Origin of the sequence: Chroococcidiopsis sp. (assembly GCF_051657925.1) — a bacterium.
Taxonomy (GTDB): Bacteria; Cyanobacteriota; Cyanobacteriia; order Cyanobacteriales; family Chroococcidiopsidaceae; genus Chroococcidiopsis.
This window is the reverse complement of the sequence record NZ_JBOFLP010000279.1, coordinates 30,851-45,449: the sequence shown is the minus strand read 5'-3', so window position 1 is coordinate 45,449 and position 14,599 is coordinate 30,851. Positions and strand designations below refer to the sequence as shown.

10 protein-coding genes and 1 pseudogene are annotated in these 14,599 nt (G+C 46.8%); 10 read left to right on the top strand and 1 reads right to left on the bottom strand.

What is annotated here, in order from left to right:
• The first annotated feature begins 118 nt into the window (after nt 1-118).
• From ACRC32_RS22995 to purF, 5 genes are all read left to right on the top strand, one after another.
• The gene (locus ACRC32_RS22995; RefSeq protein WP_438556157.1) at nt 119-2,626 is read left to right on the top strand and encodes a PAS domain-containing sensor histidine kinase; all 2,508 of its coding nucleotides are present in this window, start codon (nt 119-121) and stop codon (nt 2,624-2,626) included.
• 10 nt (nt 2,627-2,636) lie between these two features.
• A complete protein-coding gene (locus ACRC32_RS22990; protein ID WP_106166698.1) occupies nt 2,637-3,116 on the top strand; it encodes a response regulator in 480 nt (159 codons plus the stop codon).
• Nucleotides 3,113-5,464, top strand: coding sequence for a response regulator (locus ACRC32_RS22985; RefSeq protein ID WP_438556156.1), 2,352 nt, complete (start codon nt 3,113-3,115; stop codon nt 5,462-5,464). The genes ACRC32_RS22990 and ACRC32_RS22985 overlap by 4 nt, the downstream gene beginning before the upstream one ends.
• Nucleotides 5,465-5,636: 172 nt before the next feature.
• Nucleotides 5,637-8,120 carry a phosphoribosylformylglycinamidine synthase subunit PurL gene (gene purL / locus ACRC32_RS22980; protein ID WP_438556155.1) on the top strand — a complete coding sequence of 828 codons (2,484 nt, stop codon included), beginning with the start codon at nt 5,637-5,639 and terminating at the stop codon, nt 8,118-8,120.
• Nucleotides 8,121-8,338: 218 nt separating this feature from the next.
• The gene (purF, locus tag ACRC32_RS22975) at nt 8,339-9,817 is read left to right on the top strand and encodes an amidophosphoribosyltransferase (protein ID WP_438556160.1); all 1,479 of its coding nucleotides are present in this window, start codon (nt 8,339-8,341) and stop codon (nt 9,815-9,817) included.
• Nucleotides 9,818-10,146: 329 nt separating this feature from the next.
• Here purF and ACRC32_RS22970 read toward each other — a convergent pair whose 3' ends face one another.
• A complete protein-coding gene (locus ACRC32_RS22970) occupies nt 10,147-11,088 on the bottom strand; it encodes an alpha/beta fold hydrolase (RefSeq protein ID WP_438556154.1) in 942 nt (313 codons plus the stop codon).
• 160 nt (nt 11,089-11,248) lie between these two features.
• On the opposite strand from ACRC32_RS22970, the gene ACRC32_RS22965 reads away from it, so the two are divergent.
• The 5 genes and pseudogenes from ACRC32_RS22965 to ACRC32_RS22945 all read left to right on the top strand — a co-directional run bounded on the left by ACRC32_RS22965 (nt 11,249) and on the right by ACRC32_RS22945 (nt 14,431).
• Complete coding sequence (locus ACRC32_RS22965; RefSeq protein WP_438556153.1) at nt 11,249-12,055, top strand: dienelactone hydrolase family protein; 807 nt, start codon at nt 11,249-11,251, stop codon at nt 12,053-12,055.
• A 143-nt stretch (nt 12,056-12,198) separates the two neighbouring features.
• The gene (locus ACRC32_RS22960) at nt 12,199-12,645 is read left to right on the top strand and encodes a MerR family transcriptional regulator (protein WP_438556152.1); all 447 of its coding nucleotides are present in this window, start codon (nt 12,199-12,201) and stop codon (nt 12,643-12,645) included.
• Nucleotides 12,646-12,650: 5 nt separating this feature from the next.
• Nucleotides 12,651-12,782: pseudogene (locus tag ACRC32_RS22955) on the top strand (short chain dehydrogenase); the annotation flags it as partial.
• A 210-nt stretch (nt 12,783-12,992) separates the two neighbouring features.
• Nucleotides 12,993-13,433, top strand: coding sequence for a carboxymuconolactone decarboxylase family protein (locus ACRC32_RS22950; RefSeq protein ID WP_438556159.1), 441 nt, complete (start codon nt 12,993-12,995; stop codon nt 13,431-13,433).
• Between the two features lie 14 nt (nt 13,434-13,447).
• Nucleotides 13,448-14,431, top strand: a complete 984-nt coding sequence (locus ACRC32_RS22945) for an aldo/keto reductase (RefSeq protein WP_438556151.1) — start codon at nt 13,448-13,450, stop codon at nt 14,429-14,431.
• Nucleotides 14,432-14,599 lie beyond the last annotated feature (168 nt).

Below are 14,599 nucleotides of genomic sequence, written 5' to 3'. Positions count from 1 at the left end.
ACACTGTTTTGGCATAGCAAGCAATCGCTTTCAACCTGAGACAGAAGCATATGGCTAACTTGCGTCACAGTCAATTACTAGTAAGAGTTGCTAGCGCGATCGCGGATTTATGAAAGTTGTGACGAGTGAATTGAATGGAAGTATAGTTGCGCGTCGTCTCATTCCCAGCGCGATCGCGATTCCGCTAATTTTAGGTTGGCTGATTTTACAGGGATACCAATTTAAACTTTACGATCCAGCTTTTGCAATTGCGCTGTTGGTGTTATCGCTAATTGCGGTTTACATCGGTTTGATTTGGGGCAGTGCTGTATTTTTGAATCGAGTAGATCGCGATCGCCGACAGGCAGCAATAGCTTTACAGGAGAGTGAAGCCAAGTTTAGAAGGCTAGTAGAATCAAACATTATTGGGATCTACTTTGGTGACTTCAGCGGGCGAATTTTTGAAGCCAACGATGCTTTTCTCTCCATGATGGGATACACCCGTCCTGAGTTAGCAGCAGGAAAGTTGTATTGGAATCACATGACACCATCAGAGTATGAAACATTAGATCGACAGAGAGTCGCAGAGATTCAAGCATATGGTGCTTGTTCTCCGTTTGAAAAAGAATATATTCGTAAAGACGGGACTCGCGTGCCGATCCTGCTTGGTATTACTCAAATTGAGGGTGGAGAAAACGGCTACAGTGCTTGCTTTGTTATCGACTTGACAGAGCGCAAACAAGCTGAAATTGCTTTACGTGAAAGTGAAGAACGTTTTCGCCGTGCTGTTGTCAACGCACCATTTCCGATCGTTATCCATGCTGAAGATGGCGAAGTCGTGCAAATTAGCCAAGCTTGGACGGAATTATCCGGTTACACTGCTGATGAAATTCCCACAATTACTGCTTGGACGGAAAAAGCTTATGGAGAAGCGAAAAATACAGTTAAAGCAGGCATAGATCGCTTATACAGTCTAGACAGAAGGCTAGAAGAAGGAGAATTCTTAATTACTACCAAGCAGGGAGAAAAGAGGACTTGGGATTTCAGTTCTGCTCCCTTGGGTTGTTTGGCGGATGGTAGACGATTGGCTATCAGTATGGCAGCCGATGTCAGCGATCGCAAGTTGACTGAAAACGCATTGCGTCAGAGTGAAGCGAGGTTAAGGCTATTTGTTGAATCGGATGTCATCGGAATTTTATACGGAGACGTGCATGGAGGAATAAGTTATGCCAATGATGCCTTTTTACACATTATTGGCTACACTCGTGCCGATTTAGAGGCGGGTAGAGTGCGCTGGAACGATCTAACTCCCCCAGAATATTTACCATTGGATGCCGAGAGAATTGCCGAGGCACGAACTAAGGGAAGTTGCACGCCCTATGAAAAAGAGTATATTCGCAAAGATGGGACGCGGGTTTTTGTGATGCTGGGTTACGCCTTGCTGGGGGAAAATCGGGAACAGTCAGTCGCATTTATTTTAGATATTAGCGATCGCAAACAGGCTGAAATCGAACGCGATCGCTTTTTTACACTTTCCTTAGATATGCTTTGTATCGCTGGGTTAGATGGCTATTTTAAGCGGATCAATCCTGCTTTTGAAACCATTCTCGGCTTTACTCAAAAGGAAATTCTCCAGACACCCTTTCTTGATTTGATTCATCCAGAAGATCGAGAAAAATCTCTGGCTGAAGTCGAAAAACTCTCGACTGGAATTATTACTGTCAACTTTGAAAATCGTTTTTTGTGTAAAGATGGTTCTTACAAATGGCTGATTTGGAGTTCTGTACCCGATGTTGAATCAAAACTGTTATATGCAGTGGGACACGATGTCACCGAACGCAAACATTTAGAACACAAACTGCGCAAACAAGCAGAAGTTCTGCATAAACTGAACGCAACTTTGGAAGAAAGAGTCAGGCAGCGCACGGTACAACTTGAAGCCGCTAACCAAGAATTAGAATCTTTCTCCTACTCAGTCTCCCACGATCTCCGCGCCCCATTGCGTCACATTGCCGGATTTGTCGATCTGCTACAAAAGCGAATTAAATCCAACACCACGCTAGATGAAACGAGTCAGCGCTACCTCAATATCATTGTCGAAACGACTCAACTGGCAGGGAAATTGATCGATGACTTATTATCCTTCTCCCGCATGGGACGCATGGAAATGCGCTTTACCAATATTGATATGAATTTACTGGTGCAGGAGGTATTGCAAGAACTAGAGCTAGAAACTAAAAAGCGCCAAATTTCTTGGCAGATTAAAGCCTTACTGAGCGTTCAGGGCGACCCGGCAATGTTACGGTTAGTATGGCGAAATCTCATTGAAAATGCGCTTAAATATACTAAGTTAAACTCGCAGACAGAAATTACTATTGGCAGTCAAATTTTATCAGAGTCTCAGGAGGTGCTATTTTTCGTAAGAGACAACGGTATCGGTTTTGATATGCAGTACGTAAATAAATTATTTGGAGTGTTTCAACGCCTGCACAGCGACCCCAACTTTCAAGGTACGGGAGTAGGATTAGCTAATGTCCAGCGCATCATACACCGTCATGGTGGACGAGTGTGGGCAGAAGGAGAAATAGATAAAGGAGCAACGTTCTTCTTCTCGTTACCAAGACTGGGAGTGAGGGGTGGAGAGTAGAGAGCGAACAATGGAATTAAAGCGCATTCTCCTGGTGGAGGACAGCATTAACGACGTAGAGTTAATCCTGACTGCCCTAGCAGAAAACCATTTAGGTAACGAAGTCGTCGTTGTCCGCGATGGCGAAGAAGCTTTAGATTATTTGTACCGCCGAGGCGTGTATCGATTGCGTCGCGAAGGCAATCCCGTTGTGGTGCTACTCGATCTAAAACTACCAAAGGTTGATGGGATAGAAGTTCTAGGGCAACTAAAAGCAGATAGATTTCTGAGAACCGTGCCTGTAGTGATTTTGACTTCTTCCCGCGAAGAACAAGACTTAACTCGCTGTTATGAATTAGGTACAAACGCTTATGTAGTTAAACCAATTGATTTTCGTGAATTTGTGGGTGCGATTCAAGGTTTAGGGCTATTTTGGGCAATTATTAACGAGCCGCCTCCTGGTTCGCTGTCTAACGCTCGTAGCGATCGACCAAATCAAGGAATAGAATGATGTCACTCAAGTTTCTGATTCTAGAAGACAGCATACTGGATGCAGAACTGATTACTGCGTTACTCGCAGAAAGCGAGATTGAGTGCGAATTGATTCAAGTGAAGACCCGTTCGGAGTTTCAAGCGGCACTCGAACGGGGTGGGTTTGACTTGATTCTGTCTGACTATTCCTTGCCTGGTTTTGATGGCATTTCTGCCCTGGTTATGGCTCGACAGCTTTGCCCAGACGTGCCATTCATTTTCGTGACAGCCACAATGGGCGAAGAAGTCGCAATTGAAACCCTCAAAGGGGGTGCAACTGACTACGTATTGAAACAACGCTTAGAGCGTCTGATTCCTGCCGTAGAGCGATCGCTACGCGAAGCAGCAGAACGCCGCGCCCGTGTAATTGCCGAAGCAGAACTCAACCGTCGTGAAGAAGAATTTCGCGCTTTAGTGGAAAATTCTCCCGATATTATTGCTCGATTCGACCGAGATTTGCGTCATTTGTACGTGAATCCGGTAGTCGAACAAGCCACAGGCAAATCACCCGAAATGTATGTCGGAAAAACTCATGCTGAAGTGGGTGTACCAGCAGAAATTTGTACGCTTTGGCAATCGAGTTTGCGCCAAGTATTTGCAACCCAAAAAGAAGACTTTTTTGAATACGATTTTCCCGCACCAAACGATGCCGTAGGTGGTACGCTCTTCGACCATCCTAGCCTGCGGCATCGCCAAGGGCGAACGCAAACGCCAAGCGACCATCGCATTCGTTATTACCAAACGCGAGTCGTACCAGAATTTAATCCAGACGGTTCGGTGCAAACCTTACTAGCAATCACCCGCGATATCACCCAGTCCAAACTTGCAGAACAAGCATTACGGGCGCGAGAAGCTCAACTGCAACAGCAAGCCGAGGAACTTAAACGAGCAAATCAAGTTAAAGACGAGTTTTTAGCCGTACTTTCCCACGAATTGCGATCGCCTCTTAATGCAATCTTGGGGTGGGCGAAATTATTACGGACTCGTAAATTCAGCCCTGAGATTTTCAACCGCGCCCTGGAAACGATTGAACGCAACGCCCAGTTGCAAACTCGCTTGATTGAAGATTTGTTAGATATCTCGCGCATCATTCGCGGCAAACTCACCCTCAATCCCCAACCTGTCAATTTAGAAACAGTCATTACCAATGCTTTAGAAACTGTTGGTCTCTCAGCTCAAACTAAGTGCATCGAACTAGTTTTTGAGGGAGCAGGGAGCGCTTCGGTGCAGGGAGTAGGAGAAGAAAGCAGAGGGGCAGAGGGGCAGAGGGGCAGGGGAGCAACTACCAACTACCAACTACCAACTACCAACTACCAATTACCAATCGTCTTAGGAGATCCAAGTCGGTTGCAGCAGATTATTTGGAATCTCCTTTCCAATGCAATCAAATTCACTCCATCCGGTGGGCGTGTAGAAGTAAAATTGCAATTATCAAAGAGGGAGCAGGGAGCAGGGAGCAGGGAGCAGGGAGCTGAGGGAGCAACTACAAATTCAAAATTCAAAATTCAAAATTCAAAATTAGATTGCGCACCACGAAACACTCTCTTATCGTCAACTGTCAACCAACTACCAACTACCAACTACCAACTACCAACTACCAACTACGCCCAAATCACAGTCATAGATACCGGAATTGGTATTAGTGCCGAATTTTTGCCCCATATATTCGATTACTTTCGGCAAGCAGATGCGTCGATTACTCGCAGTTATGGCGGTTTAGGTTTGGGTTTAGCAATCGTGCGTCACTTGGTAGAACTGCATGGGGGAACAGTCTGCGCCGAAAGTCTAGGAGTGGAACAGGGAGCGACATTTAGAGTTATGTTGCCCCTGCTAGAGACAGCAGAATTCGGAATTCGGAATACCCCTGCGCTTAAGCAAGCTACGGAATTCGGAATTCATGACACCCAACTCCCCTGTACGGACGCACAGCAGTGCACCTCTACTGATTCCCGACTCAATAACATCCGAGTATTAGTCGTAGAAGACGATCGCGATACGCGAGAATTTTTAGCGCTAACTTTAGAGGAATATGGGGCGCAGCTAATCGTAGTTGATTCGGCAGTAGCAGCACTAGAAGCGCTGGAAAAATCGCTACCAGATATCCTAGTGAGCGATATTGGGATGCCAGCCACAGACGGCTATACATTTATACAGAAAGTCAGGGCATTACCTCCAGAACAAGGCGGACAAATTCCCGCGATCGCCCTCACAGCATATGCTAGAGAACAAGACCGCGATCGCGCGATCGCCGCAGGTTTCCAAATTCATCTTGCCAAACCAGTCGTTACCGATGAATTAGTAGAAGCGATCGGGCAGTTAATCAGTTAACAGTTATTAGGGAGCAGGGAGCTGAGGGAGCAGGGAGCAGTTATCAGTTAACGGTTATCAGTTATCAGTTAACCATCAACCGTCAACTACCAACTACCAACTACCAACTACCAACTACCAACAACAAATATAGAGATAGAATAATTTTCTGTTCTCTTTGCGCAACGTCCTTATGTCTGCCATTCCTGCTGCACCTTTTTCCATTGAAGAAATCGCTGCTGAAGGCATTAAGCCGGAAGAATACGAAGAAATTGTCAGAAGACTGGGACGACACCCTAATAAAGCAGAGTTAGGCATGTTTGGTGTGATGTGGTCGGAACATTGCTGTTACAAAAATTCTCGACCGCTATTAAAACAGTTTCCTACCACTGGTAAACGCATCCTGGTAGGACCAGGTGAAAATGCAGGTGTGGTCGATTTGGGTGATGGGCTGCAACTGGCTTTTAAAATTGAATCGCACAATCACCCCTCAGCCGTGGAACCATTTCAAGGGGCTGCAACTGGAGTCGGAGGCATTCTGCGAGATATTTTTACGATGGGGGCGCGTCCCATTGCCTTGCTCAACTCTCTGCGTTTCGGTTCCTTAGATGATGCTCGTACCAGACAGCTATTCAACGGTGTGGTTGCAGGAATTTCTCATTACGGTAACTGTGTGGGAGTCCCCACAGTCGGGGGAGAAGTCTATTTCGATCCGGCATACTCTGGTAATCCCTTAGTCAATGTGATGGCATTAGGATTGATGGAAACGCCGGAAATCGTCAAATCGGGAGCATCTGGTACTGGTAACCCAGTTTTATATGTCGGTTCCACCACCGGACGCGATGGGATGAAAGGAGCGAGTTTCGCCAGTGCAGAATTGAGCGAAGAGTCAGAACAAGATCGTCCCGCCGTGCAAGTAGGCGATCCGTTTTTAGAAAAATCTTTAATTGAAGCTTGTTTAGAAGCATTTAAAACTGGGATTGTCGTTGCAGCCCAAGATATGGGTGCAGCAGGGATTACCTGTTCGACATCGGAAATGGCAGCTAAAGGCGGGGTAGGAATTGAATTCGACCTCGATAAAATTCCCGTGCGCGAGACGGGCATGGTTCCCTATGAATATCTGCTCTCGGAATCTCAGGAACGGATGTTATTTGTCGCCCACAAGGGTAGAGAACAGGAATTAATCAACATTTTTCATCGTTGGGGACTTCATGCTGTCGTGGCTGGTACGGTAATTGAGGAGCCAATTGTCAGAATTTTATTTAAGGGCAAGGTAGCTGCTGAAATTCCTGCTAACGCATTGGCAGAAAACACACCCCTCTACCACCGAGAAATATTGAGCGAACCACCAGAATACGCCCGTAAAGCTTGGGAGTGGAAGGCTGAATCTCTACCAACCTGTACCATTTCTGGAATTGAAATTCACGCTCAGCACCAAACTTGGAACCAGATATTGCTAACTTTACTCGATACCCCAACGATCGCCTCTAAACGTTGGGTCTATCATCAGTACGACCATCAAGTCCAGAACAATACAGTCATCTTTCCTGGCGGTGCAGATGCCGCAGTGATTAGGTTACGCCCATTAGAAGAAGCAAGGGAGCAGGGAGCAGGGGAAAGAGAGCTGGGGAGGCTGGGGGAGCTGGGGGAGAGCGGGGAGAAAAAAATTCTTCGAGTGTCCTCCCACACTTCCCACACTTCCCACACTTCCCACACCCCACACCCCACACCCCACACCCCTCCAAAAGGAGTCGCCGCCACAGTAGATTGCAACCCGCGCTACGTCTACCTCGATCCTTATGAAGGTGCAAAGGCAGTTGTTGCAGAAGCCGCCCGTAATTTGAGCTGTGTAGGGGCGGAACCAGTTGCGGTGACAGATAACCTCAATTTTGGTAGCCCTGAAAAACCAATTGGTTATTGGCAACTCGCAGAAGCTTGTCGCGGTTTAGCAGAAGCCTGCCAAGAATTTCAAACCCCCGTGACTGGCGGAAATGTCTCTTTGTACAACGAAACCTTCGACTCTGAAGGCAAGCCACAACCAATCTACCCTACTCCCGTTGTCGGGATGGTGGGCTTAATTTCCGACTTATCTAAAACCTGTACCCAAGGCTGGCAAACCGAAGGCGATATTATTTATCTTCTGGGACTTCCACTAAAATCTAAAATCACACTGGGTGCATCCGAATATCTCGCTACAATTCACGGCATAGTCGCCGGAAAACCACCCCAAGTAAACTTTGACCTCGAACGGCGCGTTCAAGCTACCTGTCGAGCAGGCATTCAACAAAGTTGGGTAAAGTCAGCGCACGACATTGCTGAAGGTGGATTGATAGTCGCCCTTGCCGAAGCCTGCATCAGTACTGGATTGGGTGCTGAAATTAACTTGGGGTTAACCGAAGATTTACCGCAACGCTGGGATGAAATTTTATTTGGTGAAGGTGGGGCGCGAATTTTGGTTTCCGTCTCACCACAACATCAACCAGCATGGGAATCTTACTTGACAGAGCAACTCGGAGATAACTGGCAAAAACTCGGTCATGTCGGTAGTCCTACCCAAGATTTAGAGGTTTTCACAACCGACCGACACACGATTATAACCGCTACGATTGAGATGATGCGCGATCGCTTTTTCAACGCTATAGAACGGCGGCTATCTGACTCAGCTACCCTGCCGTAGCTAAGTGACAAAAAAATAATTGACCAAAATCTTGCTCTTAACAAAATTTATGACGATACTGTTGTATGTATCTTGATTAACATTTTTTTAAGTATTAGTTAATGTTTTCAAACTCATGAGTTTGGATTATCTAGTTCGCCAAGTCAATTCCACAAAGTCAACTCGCCGCTCAGGAGCAACGCTGTAGCATGGATTTCTACCAGCCCACTTCAGGAAGTATGCAGGATGTAAGTCACAACAGTATGGACATGCGATCGATTCATCCTTCAGAACCCTCTGACAAGCAAGAAGAAGCTTGCGGCGTTTTCGGCATTTACGCACCCGCAGAGGACGTTGCTAAATTAACTTACTTCGGTTTGTACGCCCTACAACACCGAGGGCAAGAGTCAGCCGGAATTGCTACGTTTGACGGCACGACAATACACCTACACAAAGAAATGGGGCTGGTTTCCCAAGTCTTCAACGAGTCGATTTTGCAACAAATGCCTGGTAGGATGGCAGTCGGTCACACCCGTTACTCTACCACTGGCTCTAGTCGGGTAGTGAACGCCCAGCCTGCGGTGGTTGAAACTCGTTTGGGTAGTCTCGCCTTAGCACATAACGGCAATTTAGTCAATACTAAAACTCTGCGAGAAGAATTACTCCAGCGGCAGTGTAACTTTAACACGACGACAGACTCAGAAGCGATCGCCTTTGCGATCGCCGAAGCAGTTAACGATGGCGAAGATTGGTTAGATGGGGCAATTACCGCTTGCAAACGCTGCCACGGCGCTTTTAGTTTAGTGGTCGGGACTCCAGCAGGGTTGATGGGAGTGCGCGACTCGAACGGCATTCGTCCCCTTGTCATCGGCACGTTGGGCAGTAATCCCCATCGCTACGTTTTAGCTTCTGAAACCTGCGGTTTAGATATTATTGGTGCAGAATACCTGCGAGACGTAGAACCAGGCGAACTGGTATGGATTACTGAGGCAGGCATAGCCTCCTATCACTGGGCGCAACAACCCCAGCGCAAACTATGCATCTTTGAGATGATTTACTTTGCTCGTCCAGATAGCGTCATGCACAACGAAAGCTTGTACACCTATCGCTTGCGATTGGGCAGACAACTAGCAAAAGAGTCTCTTGTAGAAGCAGATATGGTCATGGGCGTACCTGATTCCGGTATCCCCGCCGCGATTGGCTTTTCTCAAGCCTCTGGGATTCCCTATGCCGAGGGGTTGATTAAAAATCGCTATGTTGGGCGCACCTTCATCCAACCAACTCAAATGATGCGCGAGTCAGGCATCAAAATGAAACTGAATCCCCTCAGAGATGTCTTAGCTGGAAAACGAGTCATCATCGTTGATGATTCTATCGTACGCGGTACGACCAGCCGCAAACTCGTTAAGACACTACGCGAGGCGGGTGCAACAGAAGTGCATATGCGAATTTCTTCCCCTCCCGTAACTCATCCCTGTTTCTACGGCATTGACACGGATAATCAAGACCAGTTGATTGCCGCGACTAAATCAGTGGAAGAAATTGCCAAACAAATTGAAGTCGATTCCCTCGCCTACCTCAGTTGGGAAGGAATGCTGTTAGCTACAGGAGAAGACCCTAATAGTTTCTGTTCGGCTTGTTTCACAGGCGATTATCCCGTCGCCGTACCCGAACCCCTGAAGCGTTCTAAGTTGATGCTAGAAAAATCGTCGGTTTGATCTAAAGATAGTAGAGATATTTTGTGAAATATCTCTACTATCTTTTCGCAATTTTATACCCTGTCAAATTTCCGAATATGACAGACACAACTTATCTAACCACCGTCACCGGAGAACCATATCAACCAGTCCGGTTATCACAAGACATATGGAGGCTTTTGAACGCTGGCATGGTAATAAAAACATCAACTAGCATAAGATCGTTCAAACCCTAATTGACCAAATGGAATAGTTCAGCCCTCCTTTTTTGTCAGAGGTAGTTGGTAATTGGCTTGGAGAACCAAATTCTTGTTTTGGTCTAGTCACAAGCCACTAGCAACCGGTCGCTGTCAACGAATAACTGATAACTGATGACTGTTAAGCCATTCTAAGATTTGTGCATTGACCAGTTCTGGAACTTCATCGTGAGGACAATGACCAGCATTAGGAATGGGAACAATCTCAACATTATGTCCCTTCTCCTTTGCTTGTTGAAAAATCTTAGCACCAGTAATTGGTGTCCAAGGATCGTCCGCACCCCAAATCACCAAGAGAGGATGCTGGACGTTCGGTAAAAGTTCTGCAATGGTGGGACCAGGAGGCGCAGCCAAAATGGAAGCAAATACTTGTTGCGCTCCGGGGTCACAGGAAGGCGCATGTAAAATATCTACTAGTTCATCTGTTACAGCTTCTCGGTTGCGGTAAACCTGAAGTAAAGTCCGGCGAATCTGGGGCTTTTGGCGGACGCGGTTGAAAATAATTTTTCCAGTAATTTGAGAACGTACCAAGCGATTAAACGCCGACATCACCACTCGTAAAGGTGGATTGAGTTCGTGGGGACGGTGAGACAATCCCCCCGCACAGCTAATTAAAATTCCCCCAGCAGCTATTTCTGGATGGTTGGCAACTGCCATCAAGCTTAGCAGCGCCCCAATAGAGTTACCGACAAATACCGTAGGCTTTTGAATGTGTTCCGTCCAAAAATCTTTTAGGAGTTCTTGCCATACTTCCATCGTGTAGTTTAGTGGCGGCTTATCAGAACCACCAAAACCAAGTAAGTCTATGGCAAAGACTCGATAACCACCTGCTGCTAAGGCTGGAATATTCTTGCGCCAATGTCCAATCGAAGCACCGAAGCCATGTACGAGGATTAAGGGATTACCCTCGCCCATGACGGTATATTGAATCTTGTAGCCTTGCCAGTGCCAAATATGTTTCTCGATAGATGCCGTCGATGCTAGCTGCGGAGTAATCACGAGGGGATATGAAGATTTATGAATGGTTGTCTTCATAAATCATACATATTTTTGCTAGAAGCGCGAGAGTCGAGAGTGGAGAGTAATGCCAAGTACAAGCAATATTTCTGTAAGAAAATAACCGTTTACGGTGATGCACGCTCGGATTAAGCTGAATAGCTAAATCCCAATAATCATTTTTTATTTGCCGAACCTCATGAACAGACGCGATTTATTGATTTTATCTGCTGGTGTCGCTACTACACCTCTACTGGTACAAACAGGAACGGGAAACGCTCAAACCAAACCTACAGCCAAAGGCGAAACGGTTACTTTAGGTAAAGATTTACAGGGATATTACGTTCGTCCCCAAGGCAGGGGCACTTTTCCCGCCATCATGGTTTTTATGGAAGCATTTGGCTTAAACCCGAATATTAAAAATGTCTGCGATCGCTTCGCTCAAGCTGGCTATGTTGCCCTTGCCCCAGACTTCTATCATGGCGATGTTTATGAATATAAGGATGTACAAGCAGCAGTAGCCAAACTGAAATCTTTAAACGACGATAATGTCATGGCTGAAGTCGGACAAGGATTAAACTTCTTAGCCAAACGCCAAGAGGTAGCTGCCGATAAAATTGGCGTGACGGGTTTTTGTATGGGAGGCAGATACACGTTTCTTGCGAACGCCGTACATGCCGATCGCTTCCAAGCAGCAGTCAGTTTTTATGGTGGTGGTATTGCCACAAAACAAGATATGGCAGGACGCAAACCTTTACTCGATCGAGTTGATGCCATGCGATCGCCCATCATGTTAGTTTACGGTGCGGATGATGAGATGATAGCCGCTGACGAACACGCCCGCATTACCGAAGCCCTTTCCCAAGCCAAAAAACGTTACATTCTCACCGTCTTTCCCAACGCCGGACATGGCTTTTTAAGCGATCGCCGCGATAGCTACGCCGCTGCCCCAGCCAAAGAAGCATGGGAAATGACTATGAATTTTTTTCAACAGTATTTGAAATGATATTTGGTAATTGGTAGTTGGTAATTGGTAGTCGGTAATTGGTAGTTGGTAGTTGGTGAGAGGCGAAAGGAAAATTTTGACTTTTGACTTCTTCCTGACTTTTTTCTTGACTTAGAGCGTACTCTAAGTTCTAAGGTAGTGGCATGGACGTAGAACTGACGATTCAACAAGTTGCAGAACGGACGGGTTTAAGCGTGCATACATTGCGTTACTACGAACGCAACGGGTTGCTAGAACCTGTTAACCGCGCCGCCAATGGGCATCGACGCTATTGTGCAGTAGACATCACCAAGATCGAGTTTTTGACTCGTTTGCGAGCTACAGGGATGCCCATTCGTCAAATGCAGCAGTTTGCTATACTACTGCGACAAAACCCAGCCGCAGTAAGCGATCGCCTTGCCATTCTGGAGGCACACGAACGAGAAGTAAAGCAACGCATTCAAGAACTGAGTCGCAACCTAGAAATCATTCGCTGGAAAATCCAACACTACAAGGAGCTAGAAATAAGCAGTCAAAGCGATCGCGCTTGTATCGAAAGCGGTGTACCTCAACAGCAACCCCCTGAAGATGAAGCTTTAACGCTCACCTAGTAGGGATATCGACTATATATTTCGGGAGCAATATTGTGAATAGTCTCAATGGCAAAGTTGCCCTGATTACGGGGGGTAACTCAGGAATTGGGCGTGCCGCTGCATTGGCTTTTGCCAAAGGAGGAGCAAAAGTTGCTGAAACTGTAGTTTGGCTTTGGTTGGAGGCAGCTGCTTTCATCAACGGAGAAACTATTTTGGTTGATGGAGGCTATACGATTCCTGGCGTGCGTCGATTGTAATTGAGGTTAAGTAGAAAAATGCTAACTCGGCAAGTTGTCAGAATTTTCATTTTGGCGTGCGTTCCCATGCTCTTCGTTTTGTGGATAACTTTGATGGAGGTTCCAATTATGGCTCGCATTAACACCACAGCACTCGCTCAGACTACCCAGACTAAACCAAACAGCGATCGCTACGCACGAGGCTTAAATGTTATTAACAAAGTCAACCGCGAAGGCGCTGAAAATGCTCGTAAAAGCGTGCAGGACATCGCTCCCGATTTGATGCGCTACGCCATAAAATACCCCTTCGGCGATCTCTTATCGCGTCCTGGTTTAGATCTTAAGTCTAGGCAAATCGCCACGGTAGCAGCACTGACAGCCCTTGGAAACGCCCAACCTCAACTCAAATTTCATATCAACGGCGCGTTGAACGTTGGCTGCACGCGGACAGAAATCGTTGAACTGATAACGCAAATGTCAGCATACGCAGGCTTTCCCGCCGCCTTTAACGGCATTGCTGCTGCTAAGGAAGTATTTCAAGCACGAGATGCACAAGGACTGAAAAACTAAGTAGGAGAGAAATCGTGAAGACACGCAAATTAGGACGGGAACTTGTAGTTTCAGAACTCGGACTTGGCTGTATGGGAATGTCCATCGCCTACGGTGCAGCTGATGAGACGGAATCAATTGCCACCATTCAACGGGCGCTAGATTTAGGTGTAACCTTCCTCGATACTGCCGAGATGTACGGTAACGGAGCCAACGAGGAGCTTGTAGGAAAAGCAATTGCCTCTCGTCGCGAGCAAGTTATTATAGCAACCAAGTTTGGCATTCAATACGATGCAGCTTTCCAAACTTTACTAGTTGATAGCAGTCCAGAACGAGTTAAGCAATCGTGCGATCGCTCTTTACAGAGACTAGGCGTGGACTACATCGATTTGTACTACCAGCACCGCGTCGATCCCAAAGTCCCAATTGAAGACACAGTAGGGGCAATGGCAGAACTCGTACAACAGGGCAAAGTCCGCTATCTAGGGCTTTCCGAAGCAGCTGCGACTACCATTCGTCGCGCCCATGCCGTGCATCCTATCAGCGCCTTACAGAGCGAATACTCGCTCTGGAGTCGCGATGTAGAAGACGAAATTCTACCGACTCTGCGGGAATTAGGGATTGGATTTGTCTCGTATAGTCCCTTGGGTAGAGGATTTCTCTCAGGACAAATTACCAGTCCAGATGATTTTGCTGCCGACGATTTCCGCCGTCGTCTGCCTAGATTTCAAGGCGAAAATTTCCGCAAAAATTTACAATTAGTCGATCGCGTCAAAGAAATTGCTACAGCCCAAGGAGTGACACCAGGGCAATTAGCACTAGCTTGGGTACTTGCCCAAGGGAACGACATCGTTCCCATCCCTGGTACGAAACGCCGAGTTTATTTAGAAGAAAACATTGCCGCAGTCAATCTTCAGCTCACTCCAGCAAAGCTAGCACAAATTGATGCAGTCGCACCAAAAAATGTTGCTGCAGGCGATCGTTATTCTCCTGTAATTATGAACAGTCTTAATCGTTGAGTAGTTTCAGTCGTCAATGCGTGGTGCGTGGTGCGTGATTTTTCTCCCTCAGCTCCCATTCTTCGAGAAGGGCTATTCTCCGAGAAGCCACCCTTCGGGTGTCTACGCCCTACAGCTAGGCGACTCTCCCTCAGCTCTCTTCCCCCGACTCCCGATTCCCAACTCCCC

Excerpts from the sequence above, each read along its gene's own strand:
- ACRC32_RS22990 (WP_106166698.1), top strand. The coding sequence starts at position 2,637 with ATGGAATTAAAGCGCATTCTCCTGGTGGAGGACAGCATTAACGACGTA.
- ACRC32_RS22985 (WP_438556156.1), top strand. The coding sequence starts at position 3,113 with ATGATGTCACTCAAGTTTCTGATTCTAGAAGACAGCATACTGGATGCA.
- purL (WP_438556155.1), top strand. The coding sequence starts at position 5,637 with ATGTCTGCCATTCCTGCTGCACCTTTTTCCATTGAAGAAATCGCTGCT.
- purF (WP_438556160.1), top strand. The coding sequence starts at position 8,339 with ATGCAGGATGTAAGTCACAACAGTATGGACATGCGATCGATTCATCCT.
- ACRC32_RS22970 (WP_438556154.1), bottom strand. The coding sequence starts at position 11,088 with ATGAAGACAACCATTCATAAATCTTCATATCCCCTCGTGATTACTCCG.
- ACRC32_RS22965 (WP_438556153.1), top strand. The coding sequence starts at position 11,249 with ATGAACAGACGCGATTTATTGATTTTATCTGCTGGTGTCGCTACTACA.
- ACRC32_RS22960 (WP_438556152.1), top strand. The coding sequence starts at position 12,199 with ATGGACGTAGAACTGACGATTCAACAAGTTGCAGAACGGACGGGTTTA.
- ACRC32_RS22950 (WP_438556159.1), top strand. The coding sequence starts at position 12,993 with ATGGCTCGCATTAACACCACAGCACTCGCTCAGACTACCCAGACTAAA.